Annotated in this window: 23 protein-coding genes and 3 pseudogenes; 8 read left to right on the top strand and 18 right to left on the bottom strand. The window is 69.5% G+C overall.

Features of this window, described 5'->3' with window-relative positions; all coding sequences use genetic code 11:
* The 3 genes and pseudogenes from ACIBLA_RS06980 to ACIBLA_RS06970 form a co-directional block, all read right to left on the bottom strand.
* A pseudogene (locus ACIBLA_RS06980) lies at positions 1 to 1,097 on the bottom strand (hypothetical protein); the annotation flags it as partial.
* Positions 1,098 to 1,294: 197 nt separating this feature from the next.
* Positions 1,295 to 2,071: a type I methionyl aminopeptidase gene (gene map / locus ACIBLA_RS06975; protein WP_399198000.1), complete on the bottom strand. Its 777-nt coding sequence runs from the start codon at positions 2,069 to 2,071 to the stop codon at positions 1,295 to 1,297.
* A 74-nt stretch (positions 2,072 to 2,145) separates the two neighbouring features.
* Positions 2,146 to 2,517 (bottom strand): hypothetical protein, encoded by a 372-nt coding sequence (locus tag ACIBLA_RS06970; protein WP_399197999.1) that lies wholly within the window; start codon positions 2,515 to 2,517, stop codon positions 2,146 to 2,148.
* A 228-nt stretch (positions 2,518 to 2,745) separates the two neighbouring features.
* On the opposite strand from ACIBLA_RS06970, the gene ACIBLA_RS06965 reads away from it, so the two are divergent.
* The 4 genes from ACIBLA_RS06965 (at position 2,746) to ACIBLA_RS06950 (ending at position 5,459) form a co-directional block, all read left to right on the top strand.
* Positions 2,746 to 3,582: a helix-turn-helix domain-containing protein gene (locus ACIBLA_RS06965; RefSeq protein WP_399198080.1), complete on the top strand. Its 837-nt coding sequence runs from the start codon at positions 2,746 to 2,748 to the stop codon at positions 3,580 to 3,582.
* Positions 3,579 to 3,812, top strand: coding sequence for a DUF397 domain-containing protein (locus tag ACIBLA_RS06960; protein ID WP_399197998.1), 234 nt, complete (start codon positions 3,579 to 3,581; stop codon positions 3,810 to 3,812). The genes ACIBLA_RS06965 and ACIBLA_RS06960 overlap by 4 nt, the downstream gene beginning before the upstream one ends.
* Before the next feature lie 88 nt (positions 3,813 to 3,900).
* Positions 3,901 to 4,323, top strand: a complete 423-nt coding sequence (locus tag ACIBLA_RS06955) for a YciI family protein (protein WP_363240327.1) — start codon at positions 3,901 to 3,903, stop codon at positions 4,321 to 4,323.
* Entirely contained in the window at positions 4,320 to 5,459 is a 1,140-nt protein-coding gene (locus ACIBLA_RS06950; RefSeq protein ID WP_399198079.1) for an RNA polymerase sigma factor, read from the top strand. Before ACIBLA_RS06955 ends, ACIBLA_RS06950 begins: the two co-directional genes overlap by 4 nt.
* A gap of 9 nt (positions 5,460 to 5,468) precedes the next feature.
* On the opposite strand, the gene ACIBLA_RS06945 is transcribed toward ACIBLA_RS06950, so the two are convergent.
* From ACIBLA_RS06945 to ACIBLA_RS06910, 8 genes and pseudogenes are all read right to left on the bottom strand, one after another.
* Positions 5,469 to 6,719 carry an alpha-L-fucosidase gene (locus ACIBLA_RS06945; protein ID WP_399197997.1) on the bottom strand — a complete coding sequence of 417 codons (1,251 nt, stop codon included), beginning with the start codon at positions 6,717 to 6,719 and terminating at the stop codon, positions 5,469 to 5,471.
* A gap of 63 nt (positions 6,720 to 6,782) precedes the next feature.
* Complete coding sequence (locus ACIBLA_RS06940) at positions 6,783 to 8,120, bottom strand: 6-phospho-beta-glucosidase (protein ID WP_399197996.1); 1,338 nt, start codon at positions 8,118 to 8,120, stop codon at positions 6,783 to 6,785.
* A gap of 26 nt (positions 8,121 to 8,146) precedes the next feature.
* Positions 8,147 to 8,392 (bottom strand): annotated as a pseudogene (locus tag ACIBLA_RS06935) (ArsR family transcriptional regulator); the annotation flags it as partial.
* Between the two features lie 20 nt (positions 8,393 to 8,412).
* Positions 8,413 to 8,520: pseudogene (locus ACIBLA_RS06930) on the bottom strand (carbohydrate ABC transporter permease); the annotation flags it as partial.
* A gap of 93 nt (positions 8,521 to 8,613) precedes the next feature.
* Positions 8,614 to 9,309 (bottom strand): hypothetical protein, encoded by a 696-nt coding sequence (locus tag ACIBLA_RS06925; protein WP_363240330.1) that lies wholly within the window; start codon positions 9,307 to 9,309, stop codon positions 8,614 to 8,616.
* Positions 9,310 to 9,671: 362 nt separating this feature from the next.
* Positions 9,672 to 10,073: a hypothetical protein gene (locus ACIBLA_RS06920; RefSeq protein ID WP_363240331.1), complete on the bottom strand. Its 402-nt coding sequence runs from the start codon at positions 10,071 to 10,073 to the stop codon at positions 9,672 to 9,674.
* A complete protein-coding gene (locus tag ACIBLA_RS06915) occupies positions 10,070 to 10,333 on the bottom strand; it encodes a hypothetical protein (protein WP_363240333.1) in 264 nt (87 codons plus the stop codon). Before ACIBLA_RS06915 ends, ACIBLA_RS06920 begins: the two co-directional genes overlap by 4 nt.
* A 133-nt stretch (positions 10,334 to 10,466) precedes the next feature.
* A complete protein-coding gene (locus ACIBLA_RS06910) occupies positions 10,467 to 10,946 on the bottom strand; it encodes a hypothetical protein (RefSeq protein ID WP_399197995.1) in 480 nt (159 codons plus the stop codon).
* Positions 10,947 to 11,350: 404 nt separating this feature from the next.
* Between ACIBLA_RS06910 and ACIBLA_RS06905 the strand changes: the two genes are divergently transcribed.
* A complete protein-coding gene (locus ACIBLA_RS06905) occupies positions 11,351 to 12,877 on the top strand; it encodes a substrate-binding domain-containing protein (protein WP_363240336.1) in 1,527 nt (508 codons plus the stop codon).
* A 15-nt stretch (positions 12,878 to 12,892) separates the two neighbouring features.
* On the opposite strand, the gene ACIBLA_RS06900 is transcribed toward ACIBLA_RS06905, so the two are convergent.
* Together ACIBLA_RS06900 and ACIBLA_RS06895 are read right to left on the bottom strand one after the other, a co-directional pair.
* Positions 12,893 to 13,213: a hypothetical protein gene (locus ACIBLA_RS06900; RefSeq protein WP_363240337.1), complete on the bottom strand. Its 321-nt coding sequence runs from the start codon at positions 13,211 to 13,213 to the stop codon at positions 12,893 to 12,895.
* 58 nt (positions 13,214 to 13,271) lie between these two features.
* On the bottom strand, positions 13,272 to 14,555 hold the full coding sequence (locus ACIBLA_RS06895; protein ID WP_363240338.1) for an adenylosuccinate synthase: 1,284 nt from the start codon (positions 14,553 to 14,555) through the stop codon (positions 13,272 to 13,274).
* A 207-nt stretch (positions 14,556 to 14,762) separates the two neighbouring features.
* Between ACIBLA_RS06895 and ACIBLA_RS06890 the strand changes: the two genes are divergently transcribed.
* Complete coding sequence (locus ACIBLA_RS06890; RefSeq protein ID WP_399197994.1) at positions 14,763 to 15,608, top strand: diacylglycerol kinase; 846 nt, start codon at positions 14,763 to 14,765, stop codon at positions 15,606 to 15,608.
* 40 nt (positions 15,609 to 15,648) lie between these two features.
* On the opposite strand, the gene ACIBLA_RS06885 is transcribed toward ACIBLA_RS06890, so the two are convergent.
* On the bottom strand, positions 15,649 to 16,158 hold the full coding sequence (locus ACIBLA_RS06885; protein WP_363240340.1) for a MarR family transcriptional regulator: 510 nt from the start codon (positions 16,156 to 16,158) through the stop codon (positions 15,649 to 15,651).
* Positions 16,159 to 16,279: 121 nt separating this feature from the next.
* Between ACIBLA_RS06885 and ACIBLA_RS06880 the strand changes: the two genes are divergently transcribed.
* Together ACIBLA_RS06880 and ACIBLA_RS06875 are read left to right on the top strand one after the other, a co-directional pair.
* Positions 16,280 to 17,224, top strand: coding sequence for an ABC transporter ATP-binding protein (locus ACIBLA_RS06880; protein ID WP_363240341.1), 945 nt, complete (start codon positions 16,280 to 16,282; stop codon positions 17,222 to 17,224).
* On the top strand, positions 17,221 to 18,879 hold the full coding sequence (locus ACIBLA_RS06875; protein WP_399197993.1) for an ABC transporter permease: 1,659 nt from the start codon (positions 17,221 to 17,223) through the stop codon (positions 18,877 to 18,879). The genes ACIBLA_RS06880 and ACIBLA_RS06875 overlap by 4 nt, the downstream gene beginning before the upstream one ends.
* Positions 18,880 to 18,894: 15 nt before the next feature.
* On the opposite strand, the gene ACIBLA_RS06870 is transcribed toward ACIBLA_RS06875, so the two are convergent.
* The 4 genes from ACIBLA_RS06870 to ACIBLA_RS06855 all read right to left on the bottom strand — a co-directional run bounded on the left by ACIBLA_RS06870 (position 18,895) and on the right by ACIBLA_RS06855 (position 22,903).
* Positions 18,895 to 20,139, bottom strand: a complete 1,245-nt coding sequence (locus ACIBLA_RS06870; RefSeq protein ID WP_363240343.1) for a cytochrome P450 — start codon at positions 20,137 to 20,139, stop codon at positions 18,895 to 18,897.
* 80 nt (positions 20,140 to 20,219) lie between these two features.
* Positions 20,220 to 20,819 (bottom strand): Uma2 family endonuclease, encoded by a 600-nt coding sequence (locus ACIBLA_RS06865; RefSeq protein WP_363240344.1) that lies wholly within the window; start codon positions 20,817 to 20,819, stop codon positions 20,220 to 20,222.
* Positions 20,820 to 20,906: 87 nt separating this feature from the next.
* On the bottom strand, positions 20,907 to 21,566 hold the full coding sequence (locus ACIBLA_RS06860; RefSeq protein WP_363240345.1) for a response regulator transcription factor: 660 nt from the start codon (positions 21,564 to 21,566) through the stop codon (positions 20,907 to 20,909).
* Positions 21,563 to 22,903, bottom strand: coding sequence for a histidine kinase (locus tag ACIBLA_RS06855; protein ID WP_363240347.1), 1,341 nt, complete (start codon positions 22,901 to 22,903; stop codon positions 21,563 to 21,565). Before ACIBLA_RS06855 ends, ACIBLA_RS06860 begins: the two co-directional genes overlap by 4 nt.
* Between the last annotated feature and the right edge of the window lie 8 nt (positions 22,904 to 22,911).

Genomic DNA, 22,911 nt, shown 5'->3' with positions numbered 1-22,911 from the left:
CCGGAATCGTCACCGCCCGAGTCACCCCCAGAGTCACCACCACCGCTGGAGGAACTGCCACCGGAGGACGAATCGCCCCCGCTGCTCCCACCACCGGAATCATCACCGTCGGAGTCACCGCCGCCGTTGTTCCCGCCGCCGTTGTTCCCGCCGCCGGAGGACGAACCACCGCCCGAGGACGAACCACCGGAATCACCGCCGCCGCTGTCCGAACCACCGCCGGAAGACGAACCGCCCCCGCTGCTCCCACCACCAGAGTCGTCTCCGCCGCCGGAGTCGCCACCACCGCTGTTCCCACCACCGCCGTTGTCGTCACCGCCGCCGGAGTTCCCGCCGCCGGAGTTCCCGCCACCGCCGTTCCCACCACCGCCGTTGTCGTCACCGCCGCCGGAGTCGCCACCACCGCCGTTGTCACCGCCGCCGGAGTTCCCACCACCGCCGGAGTCGTCGCCCCCGCCGGAGTCACCACTCCCGCCGGAGCGCCCGCCCCCGCTGTCGCCCCCGTCACCGTCACCGTCACCGGCGACCGTCGTCGACTCGCAGTCGCCGCCGAGGATGTTGCAGACCGCCGCCTGGAGACCGTTCGATATCTGCGGTCCCACACCACTGAACAGAAGCGAGCCGATGATCAGCGCGACCAGACCGACCAGACCGACGTACTCGACCGTCGACTGACCACGGTTCCGCCGCCACTTGATCAAGTGCAGAATCGACGGGATCGACCACTTCGGCCTCACCGCCCGCTGTTCCGCCGGCAGCTCGAACCAGGCCCGGCTCGCACCCACGCTCACCAACGCCAACAAGGCCCCGGGCAGAACCAGTTGGCTGAGCCCGCGAAGCGACCCCCCGTACAGGTTCACCACACTGCCGACCAGCAGCCACGCCTGGAGCCCGATCAACGTGAACCAGACAGCTTTGCCGCCGGTCCACAGCCGCCGCGCCAAGACCACAGCCGTAATGCCCGGCACCATCGCGTACACCGCCGCCAGACTCAGTGTCGGCGTGACACGAGTACCCAGCTCCAGCAGCGAGTTCAGCACGCCCACGCCGCCCAGCAGCGTCAGACCGAACATCAGATACAGGAGAACCCGCGTCACTGCGAGCGACCTCGGCAACTCCCACCGGTGCGGTGGTGCCCCGACCTGGTACGCCAGGTCTCTTGTGTCCAACAACGGGAACCCCTCCACCAGCCGTGGCGTCTACGCCGGCAGAGTACGTATGCGCGAGACCCACGCCGAAGGGCCCAAGGACCCACCGCCGGGCCCAACTTGGGCGAGCCGCAGCCTTGCCGGGGTCAGCGCAGAGGCGGCAACGTGAGGATTTCCGCTCCGTCGTCGGTGATCGCGATCGTGTGCTCGCTGTGCGCCGTCCGGCAGCCGGTCGCGCTGCGGAGCGTCCACCCATCGGCGTCGGTGACGAGTTCGGCGGTGTCCGCCATGACCCACGGCTCCAGTGCCAGCAGCAGCCCAGGCCGCAGTTTGTATCCACGGCCGGGCCGTCCGGTGTTCGCAACGTGCGGGTCCTGGTGCATCGTTGATCCGATGCCATGGCCTCCGAACTCGGTGTTGATCGGGTATCCCGCCTCACTGAGCACCGTGCCGATGGCATGGGAGAGGTCGCCGATACGAGCCCCCGGCCCCGCAGCGGCGATCCCCGCGGCCAGCGCGCGTTCGGTCGCGCTGATCAACGCGACGCTCTCCGACGGCTTCGGATCACCCACGATGAAACTGATGGCGGCGTCCGCGGCGACTCCGCCTTTGGAGACCGCGAGGTCGAGTGTCAGCAGGTCGCCGTCGGCGAGCGCGTAGTCGTGCGGCCGGCCGTGCAGTACGGCGTCGTTCACGGCCGTACAGATGTAGTGGCCGAACGGGCCGCGTCCGAAGGACGGCGCGTAGTCGACGTAACAGGACAGCGCGCCCGCCTCGATGATCATGGCCTTTGCCCACCGGTCGATCTCCAGAAGGTTCGTGCCGACCGCGCTACGGCCCTTCAGCGTGTGCAGGATGTCGGCGACGAGAGCGCCTGTTTCCTTTGCTCGGGCGACGCGGGTGGGGTTCAGGATCTCGATCATGCGGCGTCCTTCTATGTGACCAATAATTATACCGGCCATACTATACCGGTACGAGAATCGGTCGATCACCGAGGTTACGTCTCCTCGCAGCCCTCCCCGAACGACATCGGGTGCCCGAACAGCGCGGCAGCCGCGTTGCGCAGGATCGCCGGATGGACGAAGCGCTCGGCGTGCGTGGGCGGGCAGTACCAGAACAGCGGCCACGTATCACCGCTGAGCGCCGGTACGGGTACGTAACTCACCGTGCTGCTACGGGAGTTGAACCGCGTCACGCCCGGCGCCCAGACCCGGTTCGCGGTACTCCCGGCCGGGAGGTAGAAGTACACCGCTCGGGCCCCTTTGGACTCGGTGGCGATCGGGCCGGGATCGCCAGCCGTGATCGAGTCCATCATGTCGGCGAGCCGGCGCCCCTGGACTCCGTCGACGCGTACGGCGTCGAATCGCACGCCCGCCTTCCGGAGTTGAAATCCAGCCTTGGGTAGCCAGAGGCCCGTTGATCGCTCATTTTGTGTATTCACGCAGACATTCTGCGTAGTCGCCGCTAGCGTTTCCATGGTCTGCGGGAAGCCGTCGGATGCCGGTTGACCTGCGAGAACTCACGTGACGTGAAGTTGAATTCGGGTCCAGATCAGTTGTGACCGGTTGAGTCCGGTTGAGTCGAAATGGGGATCGCAATGGCGCGAGCGGAGAACAAAGCAACGGCCGGCCCGGCGACGCGGTTGGTGGCGCACATCGCCCGCCTCATGCGGCTTCGAAAGGGCCTGACGCAGACGGAAATGGGCGTCCGGATCGGCTTCTCGGCGGCGGCGGTGAGCGCGATGGAGACGTGTGCGCAACCGGCAAGCGACGAGATGCTGGTGGCGATGGAGCATGCGGTCGGGGACGACATCGGCATTTTCCTGGCGGCGCGGGACTACGTACGACTGGACAAGTACCCCGAGCAGTTCAAGAACTACGCGCTGCTGGAGCAGGGGGCGATGGGCCTGCGGCTGTACGCGACGCTGGTCGTGCACGGGCTGTTCCAGACGAAGGCGTATGCGCGGGCGCTGATCGGCGGCGGCTATCCGCCGTTGTCCGACGAGCGGGTGGACGAGTTGGTCGAGGCGAGGATGACGCGGAGTGCACTGCTGGACCGGGAGCCGGTGGCGCTGATCGAGGTGATCCTGGAGGAGTCGGTGCTGCGCCGCACGATCGGCAGCCCGGAGGTTATGCGTGACCAACTTCTGCACTTGGCGGAGTGCGCGAAGCGTCGTAACGTGACGCTCCAGATCCTCCCGCTGGACTGCGGACTGCTGGGCGAATACGCGGGTGGTCACGGCGAGATGACACTGGTGGAAACCCCGGACCATGACCACTTGGTCTACTTCGAGGTTCAGGAGGAGAGCCTGCTTATCACCGACCCGGTAAAGGTGAGCACTTACGCCCAGCGCCATGCGAAGATCCGATCACAGGCCCTGGGTCCTCGTGAATCGCTGGGCCTCATCGAACGGTTGGCAGGAGATCTGGAATGACCAGCACCTTGCGGTGGTTCAAGTCGAGCTACAGCAGCGACAGTGGCGGCGAATGCGTAGAGATCGCCTTCGACTGGCACAAGTCGAGCTACAGCAACGCCAGCGGCGGCGAGTGCGTCGAGGTCGCCACCTGCCCCCACGCCGTCCACATCCGCGACTCGAAGATCGCCGACGGGCCGACCTTCTCCGTCGCCCCGACCGCCTGGACGACATTCCTCAAAAAAATCTGACCGGTGATGTCGAGAAGCCGTGCCTGGCTCCGTCCCTGGTGTGAGCGCGGCCAGAATGGGCCGCACCACAGCACCGAGGAGAACCACCATGGCTAAGTACCTGCTGCTCAAGCACTACCGCGGCGCCCCGGCAGCGGTCAACGACGTCCCCATGGACCGGTGGACTCCCGAGGAGATCTCGGCCCACATCAAGTACATGAACGACTTCGCGGCCCGCCTCGAAGGAACCGGCGAGTTCGTGGACGGTCAGGCGCTCGCGCCCGAGGGGACCTTCGTCCGGTACGACGGGGAGGGTCGCGCACCGGTCACCGACGGGCCGTTCGCCGAGACCAAGGACCTCATCGCCGGGTGGATGGTGATCGACGTCGACAGCTACGAGCGCGCCGTCGAGCTGGCCGGGGAGCTGTCCGCCGCCCCCGGCGCGGGCGGGAAGCCGATCCACGAGTGGCTTGAGCTGCGCCCGTTCCTGACCGCGCCGCCCACCATCCCGGAATGCACGACGCACCCGTGAACGAGGTTCTGCTCCGCAGCCTCACACCGAGCGTGCTCGGGATCCTCGTCCGCCGCGGAGCCGACTTCGCGGCGGCCGAGGACGCCGTACAGGACGCGCTGGTCGAAGCCGTACGCGTGTGGCCGGCCGATCCGCCTCGGGATCCGAAGGGCTGGCTGGTCACCGCGGCCTGGCGCAAGTTCCTCGACGCGACGCGGGCGGACACCGCCCGCCGTCGGCGTGAGGACGCCGTCGACGAGGAACCGGCGCCGGGTCCCACGCCCACGGCGGACGACACACTCCAGCTCTACTTCCTGTGCGCACACCCTTCGTTGACGCCGTCGTCGGCCGTCGCGCTCACGCTGCGCGCGGTCGGCGGGCTCACCACCCGCCAGATCGCCCAGGCCTACCTCGTACCCGAGGCGACGATGGCGCAGCGCATCAGCCGGGCCAAGCGCACGGTCTCCGGCGTGCGGTTCGACCGGCCCGGCGACGTCTCCACCGTGCTGCGCGTCCTCTACCTGGTCTTCAACGAGGGCTACTCGGGCGACGTCGACCTCGCCGCCGAGGCCATCCGGCTGACCCGGCAGCTGGCGGCGGCGATCGACCACCCGGAGGTGTCGGGGCTGCTCGCCCTCATGCTGCTCCACCACGCGCGGCGGGCCGCCCGTACCGCGCCAGACGGCAGCCTGGTGCCGCTCGCCGAGCAGGACCGGGGACTGTGGGACACCAAGTCGATCGCCGAAGGCGTCGACATCCTCCAGGCGGCGCTCGCGCGCGACCGGCTGGGCGAGTTCCAGGCCCAGGCCGCCATCGCTGCCCTGCACGCGGACGCGCCCGCCGCCGAGGAGACGGACTGGGTGCAGATCGTGGAGTGGTACGACGAACTGGTACGGCTGACGGACAGCCCGGTCGTACGGCTCAACCGCGCGGTGGCGGTCGGCGAGGCCGACGGGCCGCGGGCCGGGCTGGCGGCGCTCGCCGCGCTGGACCACTCACTGCCCCGTTACACCGCGGTGGCGGCGTACCTCCACGAGCGCGACGGCGATACGGCGCTTGCCGCGCGGCTGTACGCCGAGGCGGCCCAGCAGGCGACCAACCTCGCCGAGGTCGGCCACCTGACCCGCCAGGCCGCCCGGCTCAACGCCGGCCGGTAGCACCGAGGTTCAGAACCGGCCCGCTCCCCGGTACAGCTCCAGTTCCCCGTCCAACTCCACCGCGAGCACCGTGGCGTACGGGTCGAGGTCCGCCCCGGCCGGCGGATCGATCCACAGCACGCCGACCGCCTCATGGAGCCCGCCGACGACCCGGTGCCCGAGTTCGGTACCGCTGCCGACCACGCTGACCCTCTTGACCTTGGTGGCGAGCCCGCGCACGCCGATCTCGGCGCGCGGGGCGTCGAACAGCGTGAGGTAGAGAGTGCGCCGGTCGGCGGAGAGCGTGCTGGGCCCGTAGTGGTGCCCGGCGGGCAGTCCGCGCCCGGTCCCGTACACCGCCTGCTCGTGTCGGCGGATCCACGTCCCCAGCGCTTCCAGGCGCTCCACCTGCGGCTGCGGGATGGTGCCGTCCTCCATCGGGCCGACGTCGAGAAGCAGGTTGCCGCCCCCGCCGATGGTCTCGGTGAAGTAGCGGATCAGCTGGGCCGGCGACTTGTGGTTGTGGTCCTGGTGCTGGTAACCCCACGAGTCGTTGATCGTGAGGCACAGCTCCCAGGGTCCGTCCGGCGGCACGACGGGGGCGCCCTGCTCGGGAGTGGCGTAGTCGCCCTCGCTGAGCATCCGCGCGTTGAAGACGACGTCGGGGGTGTACGAGCGTATGAGCGCGGCCAGTTCGGGGATGCGCCACTGCTCCTCGCTGCGGTCCCACTCGCCGTCGAACCACATCAGGTCGGGTCGGTAGCGGGAGGCCAACTCGCGGATCTGGCCGTCGCGGTAGGCGATGAACCGTTCCCACGCGGCCAGGTCCTCGTGCTCGGCGGCGACCTCGGAGTAGCGGTTGTCCTCCTGCTCGGGCGGGCGGCCCGGCTTGCGTGTGGAGGCGTAGTCGGGGTGGTTCCAGTCGGAGTGGGAGTAGTAGAAGCCGACCTTGAGGTCCTTCTCCCGCAGCGCCCGCGCGTAGCCGGACAGGTAGTCCTTGCCGAGGTTGAGGTCGCCGTACGCGGTGTCCCACAGGGCCACGCCGTCGTGGTGACGGGACGTCAGGACCGCGTATTTGGCGCCCGCTCGGGCGAAGAGGTCCGCCCATGCGTCGGGGTCGTAGCGGGAGCCGGTGAAGCGTTCCAGCTGGGACATGTACCGGTCGTGCGGGACGATGCCGTCGTAGAACGACCAGGACTCCGCGACGCCGTCGACGGCGTAGATGCCCCAGTGGACGAAAATCCCCAACTTGGCCTCGGTGAACCAGGGTTGCATGGGCACGGGTCAGTTCCTCCTCAGTCGGAGCGTCGGGGCGTCGGGGCGTCGGGGCGTCGGGGCCGGTGCTTACCTCAGGTATCCGAGGCCCGGATGGACCGCCGTATAGCCCTCGACCAGCTTGCGGGCCACGTTCACCGAGTCAACGAGCGGATGCAGCGCGAAGGCCTTCACCGCGGTCGCCCGCGAGCCGGACTCGGCTGCTGCAAGCACCTCCCGCTCGACCGCCTTGACCGCGCAGACGAGCCCGGTGGCGTGGTCGGGCAGCGGGGCGACGGCGACCGGGTGGGCGCCGTTGGCGTCGACCAGGCAGGGCACCTCGATGACGGCCTCGGAGTCGAGCGCGGTGAGCGTGCCCCGGTTGCGGACGTTGAGGATGAGGGTGGTGCGCTCGTCGCGGGCGATGGCCCGCATCAGGGCGAGGGCGACCTTCTCGTAACCGCCGGAGAGGTCGTCGGCGTCGCGTTCGCCTGCGCCGGCGGTCTCCCGGTTCTCGGACATGTAGGTCGCCTCGCGCTCGGCGCGGGTGCGTTCCCAGACCGTGAGGGCCGGGGCGTCGGGGCGCTTCAGTTCCTCGTAGAAGCGGGCCTGCTGGTCGTGCAGGAAGGCGCCGCGGACCTTGTCGGCCTGCTGGTAGGAGCGGACGGCCTCGCGGTTGAAGTAGTAGTAGTGCAGATACTCGTTGGGGATCGCGCCGAGCGACTGGAGCCAGTCGACGCCGAAGAGTTTGCCCTCCTCGAAGGAACCGAGCAGTTCGGGGTCTGCGAGCAGCCGCGGGAGTTGGTCGCGGCCGTCGATGTGCAGACCGCGGACCCAGCCGAGGTGGTTGAGGCCGACGTAGTCGATCCAGGCCTCGCGCGGATTCCCGCCGAGCGTCTTGGCGATACGGCGGCCGAGGCCGACGGGCGAGTCGCAGATGCCGATGACGCGGTCACCGAGGTGGCGGGACATGGCCTCGGTGACCAGACCTGCCGGGTTGGTGAAGTTGATGACCCAGGCGTCGGGGGCGAGCCTGGCCACCCGGCGGGCGATCTCCTCGGCGACCGGGACGGTCCGCAGCCCGTAGGCGACACCGCCCGCGCCGACCGTCTCCTGGCCGAGGACCCCCTCGGCGAGCGCGACCCGCTCGTCGTGCGCACGGCCTTCGAGGCCGCCGACGCGGATGGCGGAGAAGATGAAGTCGGCGCCGTCGAGAGCCTTGTCGAGGTCGGTGGTGGCGCTCACCGCGGGCGCGTCGGCAACGCCCTCCGCCTGTTCGGCGAGCACCCGGATGACCGCTTGGAGCCGTCCGGGGTCCAGGTCGTGCAGGACGACCTCGGTCACCCTGCCCTCGCCGCGGTCGGTCAGCAGCGCCCCGTACACGAGTGGCACCCGGAACCCGCCGCCGCCCAGAATCGTCAGTCTCACGCTGTCACCTTTCCTGGCAGTTCTCCTGCCACGACCGTCGTGAGCCGGCGTCCGTGCAGTTGCCTGGCCAGCCGGAAGGCGGTGGTACCGATATCGAGGAGCACGGACCGGCCGTCGGTGATCATGGCCGCGGCGTGCGCGGCTATGGCGTCCTTCTCGGCCACGCGCATCTCGGCGACCTCGGTGAAGGGCTGCCCGCCCTCCTCCAGCTTGACCAGGTCTCGCCGGATCGTGGCCCGCAGGATGAGTTGATGTCGTCGTTCTGCCAGCACGCCCCGAACAGTACTCATCAGGGGCAGGCGTAGTCGTTCCACTGGCCCATGAAGGTAAAGATGCTGAGGAAGGCCAGGCCCGCCCGGACCACCGGGAGGGCCACGTGCCAGTACTGGCGCAGGAAGTTCACCAGCGTCGTGCGGGCCCGACACCTCACCGTCCTACCTGGTGGCACCGGGACTCCACCGCTGGAGCTGGACCCTGCGAGTCCTCTGAGCGGTTACCTGCCGCCGTCGAGATCCACACAGACGAGGCCCAGCAGGCACAGCCCCGACGGGTCCTCCGTCGGCTGCTCGGCGGCCGGGGGCGGAGGCGCGGGCGCCGGTGCGGTGGGCTCGTTCGGCTGAGGAGTCGGCTTCTCGGCCGCGGGCGGCGCCTCCGGCTCCGCGGCGGCGGGGGGCTTTTGGGGCTGCGTCTCGGCGGTGGGGCGGGCGTCGTCCGAAGTGGCGGGCGGCGGGGTCTTCCGCTTGGCCGGCGAGTCCACCGGGGTGATGGCGGTCGCGCTGCCGGGCGAGTTGTCGCCCTTGGGCTCCTTCGACTCCTTTGACGAACCGGCGCCGTTCTCGGAGAGCTGCGGATCGCGGGTACGGGGCTTCTCCGCCTCGGGGTCGGTCTCGGCGCCGTCCACGGACGACGTGGAGGGATCCGTCGACGGGTCGGGCAGCGAGGACGCCTGGGCCTGGCTGACGGAGGGCCGGGACGACGGCATGAAGGCGAGGGTCAGCCCACCGCCGACGAGCGCGACGGTCGACGCGACAACGGCCCGCCGCCGCTGCTTCTTCCAGTCCGCCAGCCGCCGCCGACGGGCGGCACGGCCGGTCGCGGAGGGGGTGGCAGGCCCGACGGGCGCCTCGACCTCGGCGTCCGGGAAGCCCGGAAACGCGTCGAACTCGCGCGAGTGCGATATCTCGGACATCACCGCGACCGTCGACGGAGTGTGGTGAAGATGCGAGCCGGCGGGTGCGATGTCGGGAGAGTAGGCGCCACAACCGGGGCACACGAAAACCCCGTTGAGGGTCCGACGGCACGTCGAGCAGTAGTCCATCCGAGATCTTCCTGTGCTGACTGCGCCGCCTGGAAACCGACGACCGACTGTGTTCCGCACTCAGGGTCGAGCGCGCAACAACCTAACGGGCTCTGCGGGAGGCTGTGCGTACCCTGTGTGTCGCTCTTGCGAAGATCGTGAAACGGTGCGCCAAGTTCTCGCGGAGCGGGGTGGAATGGGCTACGGAGGGTACGGAGCCGGGTGCACTCCGGCTCCGTACCTACCTCACGTGACTACCGCTGCTCGGGCAGCCGGATCGTGCGGACGAGCGGCATGTCCGCGTACAGGTCCGGCTCGGCCGTGACCACCGGACGTCCGTCCGGCCAGTCGACCGTCGGGCGGGACAGGTGGATCGCCTGGCCCAGCCGCCACTCGACGCCGTCGCGGAGCAGCGCACCCACCGCCGAGGCGCCCGCGAAGTCCAGCTCCACGATCTCGGCGGCCGGCAGCGCGCCAACATGATCGGCGAGCCCCTTGCGCCTGCCGTCGGCGGCGGCCAGGCAGAGGGCAGGTACGTACACGTGCCGCGTCGGGCCGCGTTCGGTATTGGCGATGAACTGTGAGGCGAGCCAGTTGCCCGCTCCCAGCGCGACGAGTGCGGTCTCGTCGTACACGACCCCGGTGGACCTGTTCACAGGCTGTCCACGGGCCGACCGGCCTCCAAGTCCTGCCAGACCTTTTCGGCCCTGTCGTGGTCCTCGTCGGTGAGCGTCACGCCGAAGTGCGTCTCGCAGTACGCCTTCGTCGCCTCGTACCGCAGTCGCATCTCTTCCTTTGTGGGCGTCGCCCCGGCCAACTCGGCGATCAGATCGCGCATCGTCAGCCCGCGCTCGCGCGCGAGAATCATGAGGCGGTCGCGGACCGCGGGGTCAACCTTGACGGTGGTGTCGGCCATGACGGCAGTATACCGCCGGTATACCGTCTCGGGTGGCCGTTCCAACTGGAGGGTCATGAGATTCCTTCTTCCTGGATGACCCGGCCCCCTCTCGGGGCCGGGAGTCTTACACCGCCGGGCAGACCCCGGCCGGTCAGCGCCTCGCGGGCCAGGGGCGCCAGCCGTACCGCCTCGGCCGTGCCGAGCGCGAGTCTGGGGCCGCGGCCACCGAGGGGGAGCAGCAACTCCATGGCGGAGCACAGCTGTTCGGGGACGGGCAGGCCGGGTTCTGGCCATTTTCCGGGGCGCTCGCGGCCGGTTCCCCTGTCACCCGATCCGTGTACGGGCGGTCGAACACCTCGTACACCGTGGAGAGTTCACCACTGTCCGGGTTCCTCACCAGCACCCGGCGCAGATAGCCGCAACGCTCCAGGTCATGCAGGGCGCCCATGATCCGTGCCCGGCCTTCCTTGCGCTGCTCGGTGAGCGAGCGGATCGAGGCGCGGCCGTTGGGCGGCAGGCTCAGCAGGTACACCAGTACGCCCGCCGCACACCAGGAGATGCGGCGATCTCGCAGCAGCTCGTTGGTGAAAGTGGAGAAGGAACGCGTGGGCGTTGTACGGTAAATGCGCATCGGGAGCTGTTTCTCCGGGTGTCGAGCCCCCGGGTGTTGCTGCACCGCGGGGGCATTCTCGTGCTCGGCTTCCGTGACTGTAATGCCACACACCGTGACGATGGCAAATGCCAAGAGGGTCACCGCGGGCCGGAGTTGGGGCACCCGGAGCCCGGAAACCGGGCCAGGGGCGACCTGCGTGGATCGAATAAATGACCGTTATGGGCAAGCATATGAGGAACCGTCAGTTCTTCACAAAGTTCACCCGCCGGAGTGAATTTCCCTGGCCCTCCCTGAACAGCAAACGCCCCTCGGCGAACGGCTCATGAACATCCGTCATAAACATCCGCGCCCGTACTGCCGTTCGCCTCGCCCGCACTTACCGTCACCTCACGGAGTCGAAGCGTGCCGGGGGGCGGCTGGTCGTGGAGTGGTTCAACGGAGAGAACACCTTTGCCGTCTTCTCCACCCTGCTGGGTGTGCTGACCTCCGTCGGGGTGCTCTGGTACGAGCGCAGGGTGCCGCGCCGTAAGCGGATCGGCTACCGCGTACAGATGGACACCGCCATCGGCAGCGACGTCCGCTCAGGGCACACGAACGTGCGCCTCGGGCTGTTCGACGACGACCCGGACATGGCCGACGCGACGCTCGTCCTGCTGCGCCTGGAGAACGACGGCTCGCAGACCATCGCCGTGGAGGACTACACCTCACCCGACATCCACGGGCTGACGGTCACCTTCACCGGCCGGACGATCAAGGGTGTCGCCGTCACCCTCCCGAGGGCGGCCCGCCATCTGATGTCGCACTTCACCCACGCGCGAGGCCTGCGCAGCTCCGGCAGCACGCTCAACGTCCCGAAGGTCCCGCTCAACAAGGGGCAGCACTTCAAACTGCTGGTGCTGCTGACCGGAGGTGATGTGGGTGACGAGGTCGCGGTCAGCGGTGGGATCTCCGAAGGCGACGTGATCGTCAACAGCGCCATCACCCCCGACGAGGCGCCACCCTCCTTCAGCGGCGCGGCCCGCGTCATCACGATCCTGCTGACGGCCTGTGTGGTCGGGCTCGCCTCGATCATCCTCCTGCGGGACAACGACCGGCCCCCCATCGGCTGCGCGAAGGGCGAGCTGACCGTCGTCGGGTCGACCGCCTTCAGGCCCGTGGCACAGGAGTTGGCGAAGAAGTACGAGGACGACTGCCCCGGCTCGGACATCACCGTGGACACCAACGGCAGCGCGGCCGGAATCCGTGAACTGGCCGAGGCTGGGGCCCAGCAGAAGGGCGGCTCGCCGGCACTCGTCGCGCTCTCCGACGGTCCGAAGTCGCCGGGGTACGAGGATCTGCGCGAGAACCGCGTCGCCGTGTCCACGTTCGCCCTCGTCGTCAACGACGACGTGGATCTGGACGGACTGACCACGTCCGACATACGCGCGATCTACGGCGGCACCATCACCAACTGGAAGACGCTCGACGGCCCGGACCTCGACATCCGACTCGTCAGCCGCAACGCCGGCTCCGGGACCCGCGACACCTTCCAGCGCCGCATCCTCAAGGGCTTCGAGCCGGGCGCCTCGTCCACCGACTGCCGCCGGAAGGACGACGCGAGCGCCCGCGTCTTCCGCTGCGAGTTCGAAAGCACCGAGCAGGTCCTCAACACCGTCGCGGAACTGCCCGGCGCCCTCGGCTACAGCGAACTGCGCGCCGCCACCCCGACGAAGGGCCTGCACCGGCTGAAGCTGGACGGGCGGGCGGCGTCGGCCGAGGGCATCACGGTGAGCGGGTATCCGTACCGGGAGATCGAGTACGCGTACACGTACGGCCAGCCGCCCGCCAACTCACTCGTCTCCAGTTTCCTCAACTACCTGATCAGGGGCAGCGGCCAGGACGTGATCCGCACGCACGGGCATCTACCGTGCGGGACGCCGGAGGGGCTGAAGATCTGCGCGGAGGGGTGAGCCTCCGGGCCCCCCTCACCAGAAGGCCGTCAACGCCGTCTCGGCGGGCGCGATGTCCAGGCGCGGTACGTCCGCTCCCGTGGGCCTGAAAAGGGCGATCTCCCCCTGCGCCAGCCCCGCGACGAGACCTCCCGCGGCCTCACCCAGCAGGGGCACGACCGCGTCGGCGTACCGGGAGTCCAGGACCACGACGGCGTCGAGCCTCTGCCAATGGCCGCCGATCGGCACCCGGCGGGTCACATGGACCACGGCATGGCCGCCTCGCTCCCCCCGTCCGGCCGCACCCGACGAGGCACGGGGCTCGGCCGCGAGCAGTCGCTGATCGCACGCGGACATGGCTCCGCCCCGGTGGGCGTACCTCCCACCGGGACGGAGCCATGGTCGAACCCGGTTCCTACAGGAAGGAGTTGATCTGGATCGTCTCCGTACGGCCCGGTCCCACGCCGATGGCGGAGATCCGGGTTCCCGACATCTCCTCCAGCGCCTTCACGTAGTCCTGCGCGTTCTTCGGCAGGTCCTCGAACGTCTTCGCCTTGCTGATGTCCTCCGACCAGCCCGGCAGGTACTCGTAGATCGGCTTCGCGTGGTGGAAGTCGCTCTGGCTGTACGGGAGTTCCTCGACGCGGTTGCCGTCGATCTCGTACGCCACGCAGACCGGGATCCGCTCCCAGCCGGTGAGCACGTCCAGCTTGGTGAGGAAGAAGTCCGTCAGGCCGTTCACCCGCGTCGCGTAGCGGGCGATCACCGCGTCGAACCAGCCGCAGCGGCGGTCGCGGCCCGTCGTCACGCCCCGCTCGCCGCCGATGCGGCGCAGCGCCTCGCCGTCCGCGTCCAGCAGTTCCGTCGGGAACGGGCCCGCGCCGACGCGCGTCGTGTACGCCTTGAGGATGCCGATGACCCGGCTGATCTTCGTCGGGCCGACGCCGGAGCCCGTACAGGCGCCGCCCGCCGTCGGGTTGGACGAGGTCACGAAGGGATACGTGCCGTGGTCGACGTCCAGGAGCGTGCCCTGGCCGCCCTCGAAGAGGACGACCTTTCCGGCGTCGATCGCGTCGTTGAGGACGAGCGTGGTGTCGCTGACGTACGGACGCAGCTTGTCCGCGTAGACCAGCAGCTCCTCGACGATCTTGCCGGCCTCTATGGCGCGCCGGTTGTAGAGCTTGGCGAGGATCTGGTTCTTGAAGTCCAGCGCCGCGTCGACCTTCTGGATCAGGATCGACTCGTCGTACAGGTCCTGGACGCGGATACCGACCCGGTTGATCTTGTCGGCGTACGTCGGGCCGATGCCACGGCCCGTCGTGCCGATCTTCCGGGATCCGAGGAACCGTTCCGTCACCTTGTCCATCGTGGTGTGGTACGACGTGATCAGGTGCGCGTTTCCGCTGATCAGGAGCTTCGACGTGTCGACGCCACGGTCGTTGAGTCCACTCAGCTCGGAGAGCAGGACGGCCGGGTCGACGACAACGCCGTTGCCGATCACCGGCGTGCAGTCAGGCGAGAGGATTCCGGAAGGGAGGAGATGCAGCGCGTATTTCTGGTCGCCGACGACGACCGTGTGGCCGGCGTTGTTGCCACCCTGGTAGCGCACCACATAGTCCACGGAACCACCGAGCAGGTCGGTGGCCTTTCCCTTGCCTTCGTCACCCCACTGAGCACCGAGCAGCACAAGTGCGGGCACAGGCGTACACCCCTTCCGGGCGGGGCATGTCCAAGGCCAGGGGACGCACATACGTTGGACGCACACGCGCGATGCCTCGCACGACGCTGTACGACGCTGTATGACGAAGCCCGAGCCGTCGAACCGGTTGCCCCGGAATAGACCAAGCCCCTGGCGCAATAGCGCAAGGGGCTCTTGCACAAAGATGCTACCCGAGGAAGGACCGAGGTGTCGGCTCCCGAGCCCGCCGAGAACGGTGAGCAGCAGCTTCTCGTGGTCATCGACCCGGCCGCCCGCCGGACCGACGGCGAATCAGTCCGTATCGCGAAGGACGTGCTGAGCGCGGGCGCGACGGCGAAATTCTGCCTGCCGGACGGACCCGCCGACTTCGCGCGGGTGCTCGCCCGCAGAGGTGCGCGGAGACCGGTGGTGGTCGGTGACGACCGCGCCCTGCTGCGCACGGTGGCCCTGCTGCACCGGGAGCGGGACCTCTCGACGGGCGTGCTGTCGCTGGTGCCGGTCGGGGTGTCGGTCGAGCTGGCGCGTTCGCTGGGGGTGCCCACGGGCGCCGTCGCGGCGGCGCGGGCGGTGCTCGACGGGGTCGTACGGCGGCTGGATCTGCTCGTCGACGACAGCGACGGGGTGGTGCTGGGCGATCTGCGGATTCCGGCGCTGCCGTCGGCCGGGGGCAGCGCCGACGGGCCGGGCGGCTCGTCCGTCTGGGACACCTGCCGGTCCCTGGTCCGGACGCTGGTCAAGCCCGTGCCGCAGATGCTCGCCGTCCACCCGCACCGGCTGCGGGTGGAGGCGGACGGTGTCGTGCTGAGCGATCTGGACGAGCCGGTCGAGACGGTGACGGTGCGCTCGCGCGGCGGGCGGGCGGAGGTCGTGATCCGTACGTCCGCCTCGGCCGAGCCGATCACCGCGAGCGCGCTGTCGGTGACGGTCTCGGGCGCGGACTTCCGCTACCGGGCGGACGCGGCGGTGACGGGGCCGGTGCGGACGCGGACGTGGACGCTGCGGGCGGGGGCGTGGGGGCTGACGTTGCCGGCGGGGGCCGTCGGGCAGGCCTGAACCGAGCCCCCGTCTGCTCCGCCCGCCGCCTGGATGCCCCTTATCGGCCGAGTTGTTCCGCCTGACGCTTCGCCCAGCGTTCCATCACGGCCCCGAACTCCTGCTCCACGAAGTGGAAGAACTCCATCGTCTCGTTGATCCGGCGCCCCTGCGGGGTGTCCAGCCCGAACTGGTCGACCCCCTCCTGCAGCGTGGCCTGCCAGCGTCGCAGCACACTGTCGCGGTTGGTCAGCGCCTGGTACCACTGATTGTCCTGCACCCGGTAGCGCTCGCGCCGGGAGCCCGGCTCGCGTTCGCGGGTGACCATGTGGACCTGGGCGAGATAGCGGACGGCACCGGAGACGGCCGCCGGGCTGACCTTCAGCTGCTCGCCCAGTTCGGCGGAGCTCATGACGCCCTGCTCCGAGGAGAGCAGCGCTGCGAAGACCCTGGCCGGCATGCGCGTCATGCCGGCCTCGACGAGCTGGGCCGCGAAGCGTTCGACGAACTCTGAAACAGCAGCCTCGTCGTCGCTGCCGTAACGGCCGTCTTCCCGCCGCCGCTCAGTCATGTTCTGACCTCGGTCTCTGTGAGTCTCTGTGTGCCATCAACGCCTAAGGCAAGTCTAGTCGAGCCCGTTTATACGCTTCCTTAACTTCACAAGTTTCTGAAAGAAGCGTACTTTCAGAATCATGAAGAAGGCAATCACCGTCGCCGGACTGCACAAGTCGTTCGGGCGGACGCACGCACTCGACGGCCTCGACCTCACCGTCGACTCGGGAGAGGTTCACGGCTTCCTCGGCCCCAACGGCGCCGGCAAGTCCACCACCATCCGTGTCCTGCTCGGGCTCCTGCGGGCCGACTCCGGCGCCGCCCAGCTGCTCGGCAAGGATCCGTGGAAGGACGCCGTCGCGCTGCACCGGCGGCTCGCCTACGTACCCGGCGACGTCGAGCTGTGGCCCAACCTCACCGGCGGGGAGGCCATCGACCTGCTCTCCAAGCTGCGCGGCGGACTGAACCGGCAGCGCAGGGACGAGCTGATCGAACGGTTCGACCTGGACCCCACCAAGAAGGGCCGGGCCTACTCCAAGGGCAACCGGCAGAAGGTCGCCATCGTCGCCGCGCTCGCCTCCGACGCCGAGCTGCTGCTCCTGGACGAGCCCACGGCCGGGCTCGACCCGCTCATGGAGGTCGTCTTCCAGGACGTCATCCTCCAGGCGAAGGCCGCCGGCCGGACCGTGCTGCTCTCCAGCCACATCCTCGCCCAGGTCGAGAAGCTGTGTGACCGCGTGAGCATCATCCGGCTGGGGCGGAACGTGCAGTCCGGCACGCTCAGCGAGATGCGGCACCTCACCCGTACGACCGTCGAGGCCGAGACCGAGCGCCCGGCCACCGGACTCGACGCCGTGCCCGGCGTCCACGGGGTACGGCTGACCGACCGCAGGGTGCACTTCGCCGTCGACGGCGCGCACCTCGACACCGCGATCCGCAGGCTCGGCGAATTCGGTATCCGCAGCCTGGTCAGCCACCCGCCGACCCTCGAAGAGCTGATGCTGCGTCATTACGGCGACGAGCTGGCCGCCAACGGGCACACCGTCGGCGGCGACACCGCCGACATCGGTGGGGCCGCCCGATGACCACCGTCACGGCACCCGCCGCCGGCCGCGCGTCCGCGTCCGCCCGGATCGGGTCCGGCGCCCTCGCCGGCACCGGGACCCTGATCCGCTTCGGCCTGCGCCGGGACCGCATCCGTATCCCCGTCTGGGTCGTCGCGCTCACCCTCGTCACGCTGTCCTCGGCGGGGGAGTTCAAGACGCTCTACTCCACCGCCAAGGAACGCGCCTCGGCCGTCAGCTCCATGGACAGCCCCGCCGCGCTCGCCATGACCGGCCCGCGCCACTACCTCGACGACTACACCATGGGCTCGATGATGGGCCACCAACTGATCGGCTTCATGTCCGTCATGGTCGGCCTCATGAGTGTCCTGATCGTCACCAGGCACACCCGTAACGAGGAGGAGACCGGCCGCGCCGAACTGGTGCGCTCCACCGTCGTCGGCCACCACGCGCAGCTCGCGTCCGCGCTGGTCGTCGCCACCGTCGCCAACCTCGCGCTCGCCGCCCTGCTGACGCTCAGCCTCCTGTCGGCGGGCCTCGACGGCCTCAGCACCGGCGGGGCACTGCTGTACGGGCTCGCGCACGCGGCGGTCGGGCTCACCTTCGCGGGCGTCGCCGCCGTCACCGTACAGATCACCGCCTACACGCGCGGCGCCTCCGGCATGGCACTCGCGGTGATCGGCCTCGCCTATGTGCTGCGGGCCTCCGGCGACGTGGGCAACGACGCGCTGTCCTGGCTGTCACCGATCGGCTGGGCCCAGAGGACGTACGTCTTCGTCGACAACCGCTGGTGGCCGCTGCTGCTCTGTCTGGTGCTCGGCGCGCTGACCGCCGCCGCCGGCTTCGTGCTGAGCACCCGGCGCGACGTCGGCGCGGGCCTGCGCTCCGCGGGGCTCGGCCGGCGTACGGCCTCCGGCCCGCTCACCCGGCCCTTCGGCTTCGCGCTGCGGCTGCACCGGGCGACCCTGCTTGGCTTCGGCGCGGGGCTGTTGGTGATGGGCGTGATGTACGGCTCCATCCTCGGCGAGGCCGCCGACATGATGAAGGACATCGAGCCGGTCCAGGAGGCGCTGGCGAAGATCGGCGGCGCGTCGGTCGAGGAGTCGTTCGCGTCGATGGTGATGGTCTTCATCGCCGTGGTCGCCGCCGTGTACGCGGTGATGGCCACGCTCCGGCCGCGCGCCGAGGAGAGCGCGGGCCGCGCCGAGCCCCTGCTGGCCACCGGCCTCTCCCGCGACCGCTGGGTGGGCAGCCATGTGGCCGTCGCACTCGTCGGCGGTACGGCGCTGCTGCTCGTGGCCGGGCTGGGCTTCGGCCTCTCGGGTGCGGCCTCGGTCGGGGACGGCGACCTCGTCCTCCAACTCGTCGGCGCCGCCGTGGCGTACACGCCCGCGCTGTGGGTGACGGTCGGCGTGGCGGTCGCGCTCTTCGGCTGGTACCCGAGGGCCGGGGCGGCGGCGTGGATCGTGCCGGTGTACGCGTTCCTGGTCGGGTATCTCGGGGCGCTCCTCCAGTTCCCCGACTGGATGAACAACCTGTCGCCCTTCGGGCATGTCCCGCAGCTCCCGGCCGCCGACATGAACTGGACGCCCATGCTCGTCCTCACCGCCGTCGCGGCCGGGCTGATCTGGCTGGGCCTCGCGGGCTTCCGCCGCCGGGACCTGGAGACGAAGTAACGGCCGACGGAGGCGTCACACCTCCACCAGCAGCTCCTTCACCCCCCGGATCACATATCCCGGCTTCCACTCCGGCTCGGCGACGAGCCGGAGTGTCGGCGCGCGGCGCAGCAACTCACCGAACGACGCGCCCAGTTCGAGCCTCCCGAGCGCGGCACCCAGGCAGTAGTGGATGCCCCCACCGAACGTCACATGGGGATTGTCCGCGCGGGTGAGATCGAGAGTGTCCGGGCGGTCGAAGCGTGACGGGTCGCGGTTGGCCGAGCCGAAGAGCAGCGCGAGTTCGGCGCCGCGCGGCACGACCGTGCCGTCGATCTCCATGTCGTCGAGCACCCACCGCTCGAACAGCTGGAGCGGTGTGTCGTACCGCAGCAGCTCCTCCACAGCTGTGGACAACGACGCCTCACCGGACCGCAGGGCCGCGAGCTGCTCGGGGTGCCGGAACAGCGTCCACCAGCCGTTGACGGTGGTGTTGACCGTCGCCTCGTGTCCCGCGTTGAGCAGCAGCGCACAGGTGGAGATCGTCTCCTGCTCGCTCAGCCGGTCCCCCGCGTCCTGCGCGGCGATCAGCGCCGAGAGCAGATCGCCGCCGGGAGCGGCCCGCCGGGCGGCGATCAACTCCCGCAGATACTCCGTGAATTCGAGCGACGACCGGACCGCCCGGCGCGCCGCGTCCTCCGTCGGATTCAGCTCGTACATCGCGCACATGTCGGCCGACCAGGGCCGCAGCAGCGCCCGGTCCGCCGCAGGGACACCCAGCATCTCGGCGATGACGGCGACCGGCAGCGGCTCCGCCACCTCGGCGAGCAGATCCCCACCACCCGCGTCGACCAGCCCGCCCACCAGCTCGGCGGCGAGCCGGTGCACGGTCGGCGCAAGCGCCTCGACGGTACGCGGCGTGAACGCCCTCGACACCAGCCGCCGGATCCTGGTGTGATCCGGCGCCTCCAGATCGAGCAGCCCGTTGCCGTTGAGGAGGTGGAACGGCTCGTGCGCCTCGGGCGGCGGCGTCCGCCCGAACTCCTCGTGCGTGAAGCGATGCAGATACGTCCGCCCCAGCCGCCGGTCCCGCAACAGGGCCGCCACATCGGCGTGATGCGGCACCAGCCACTGCCGCGACGGCTCGAAGTAGTGCAGCCGCCCACGGCCGCGCAGCTCGGCGTATGACGGATACGGATCGGCGACGAAGTCGAGGTTCCACGGGTCGAAGGACCCGGCGGGAGCGGCCGGGCCACGGGAGGAGTCGGAGGAGGCTGCCATACCTGCACGCTACTGAGCCGCGCCCCCGGCTCACAGAGCGGAGCCCAACTGACTCGGTCCTCAGCCCTTGGTTCGTCGTCCTACCTGACGAAGTCCTTCAGGATCTCGGTGTCGAGTTCGATGCCGACAGGGTCGGGAAGGGAGAGCTTTTCGCCGAACTTCACCGAGTGCGTGTCACGGTAGCCGCCACCCTCCGGGTCAGGAGCGCTGTGCACGGTGACCACACAGGAGTCGCGATCGATGAGCAGGAACAACGGGATACCCGCACCGGCGTAGGCACGAGGCTTCTCCCGACGGTCCCGACGGTCCGTGTCCGGGTCGAAAGACGTGATTTCGACCGTCATCAGCACACCCGCGGGATCGGCCCACTCACCCTGACCGGCGAAATAGCCGGTCGGCGCCATTGAACCGTCCGGCCGGGCACGACCCTTTCGGTACGCCTCCACCTGGAGCCCTTGGTCGCTGCCGTACAGCCACACATCAGTCCGTACCTGCATGCATCGCTGCTGAAGCCACCGCAGAATCTCGGTGTGGTCCCCGTCCGGCATTCCCTTGTCCCCGATCCGTCCGCCGATGAACTCGAACCTGACGGCATCGGTCTCGGCGGCGGCGAACTCGGCGATCTTCTCGAATTCGTCCACCGTCATCTGCTGCGATGTGCGCTCTGCCATGGCAGTCATGGTGCACCTCCTGTCAGGCACGGACCAGTGTGACGAACCCGCGCCCTGTGGAGCCGGCCCTTTCGATCCGATCACACCAACGAGTGATCACCCCGGTGTGACCAGCCTCGCCTCGTACGCGAACACCGCCGCCTGCGTGCGGTCGCGCAGCCCCAGCTTCACCAGGATGCGGCTCACATGTGTCTTGATCGTGGACTCGGCGACGACGAGATGACCCGCGATCTCCGCGTTGGACAGTCCCTGCGCGATCAGCACCAGGACCTCGGTCTCGCGCTCCGTCAGCTCCCCCATCTGGGCCAGCGCGGGCGGGCGCGGGGACTCCGCCAGTTTGGAGAACTCCGTGATCAGGCGGCGCGTCACCGTGGGGGCGAGCAGTGCCTCGCCGGAGGCCACCACCCGGACACCGTCGGCCAGTTGGCGTGCCGACGCGTCCTTGAGGAGGAAGCCCGAGGCCCCCGCCCGCAGCGCCTGGTACACGTACTCGTCCAGGTCGAACGTGGTCAGGACGAGGACCTTCGCGTCCGCGTCCGCCGCCACGATCTCGCGTGTCGCCTCGATGCCGTTCAGCTCCGGCATCCGGATGTCCATCAGGACCACGTCGGGGCCGAGGGCCGCGACCTGGGAGACGGCCTCGCGGCCGTTCACCGCCTCGCCCACGACCTCGATGTCCGGCATCGCGTTCAGCAGCACCGAGAAGCCCTCGCGGACCATCACCTGGTCGTCGACGATCAGCACCCGGATCGTCATGACCGCTCCCCGCCGGCCGCCGGGGCCGTGTCCTCGTCCCCGTCCGGCGCGGCGACCGGTATGTACGCCGCCACCTCGTAGCCACCGTCCGGCAGGAGCCTCGCCGTCATCTCGCCGTTCAGCATGGACACCCGCTCCCGCATCCCCGTGATGCCGTGCCCGGCGCCCGGTGACGGCTTCACCAGCCCTTGCGGCGGGGTGTTGACGATCCGCAGGCCCAGTCCGCCGAGCACGTACGAGACCTCCACCGTCGCCGTCGACCCCGGCGCGTGCCGCAGGGCGTTGCTGAGCGCTTCCTGGATGATGCGGTACGCCGACAGCTCGACGCCCTGCGGCAGCTCCCGTACCGCTCCGGTGACCGCCTTCTCCACGGTCAGACCGGCCTCGCGAACATTGGAGAGCAGCCCTTCGAGGTCGGCCAGCGTCGGCTGCGGGGCGTCGGGGGCGTCGTAGTCCTCGGCCCGTACGACTCCGAGGACGCGGCGCAGCTCGGTCAGCGCCGCGACGGCGTTCTCCCGGATGGTGGCGAACGCCTGCTCCAGCTCGGGCGGTGGATTCTCCACCCGGTAGGGCGCGGCCTCCGCCTGGATCGCGACGACCGACATGTGGTGCGCAACGACATCGTGCAGCTCGCGGGCGATGGTGGTGCGCTCTTCGAGGAGCGTGCGCCGGCTGCGCTCGACCGCGTTGACGCTGAGCTGCACCGCCACCTCCTTCTTCGCGTCACGGCGGATGTGGACCGCGGAGACCGTCAGCAGGATGAGCGCGGAGAGGAAGAGCATGGGCCCGCTCGTGCCGTACCCGTATCCCCGGCTGAACAGCGGCTCCGCGAACAGCGAGTACACCAGGGTGGCGACCCACATCCACGCCGCCGTACGCGGGTTCGTCCGTATCGCCACGATCGTCATCACGGCCAGATACGCGGCGAAGGCGGCCGGTGTCCAGGGCCAGTCGCCGTAATAGCCACTCGTCGCACCGGTGACCGCGGAGACCGCGAGGGCCAGCCACCAGGCGGCGACAGGCCGGACGAGGACCAGCAGGACCGGCGCCACCGTGATCAGGTCGAGGACACCCGACCCGTTGGCCGCCCCGATGGACAGCGCGAACAGCGCGCAGGCGGCGATCGCGAAGTGCGGGAACCATGCCGCGTACTCCCGTATCCCCTCGGGCAGCCGGCGCGTGATGATCCCGTCCGTCCGCATGCGGGGCAGCGGCCGGTAGGCGAAGGCGTCGTGGAAGAGGTCCTGGCGCAGGCCGCCGAGAAGGCCCGCCGCCGCACGGACCTCGGGGCTCCGGGCTTTCCCGGTCTTCGTCGTCCTCGTGTCTGTCTTGGTCACGTTTTCAA

Origin of the sequence: Streptomyces sp. NPDC050433 (genome assembly GCF_044458565.1) — a bacterium.
Classification (GTDB): Bacteria; Actinomycetota; Actinomycetes; order Streptomycetales; family Streptomycetaceae; genus Streptomyces.
Note: the sequence above shows the minus strand (reverse complement) of the source record. Positions and strands in the feature narration are given on the sequence as shown.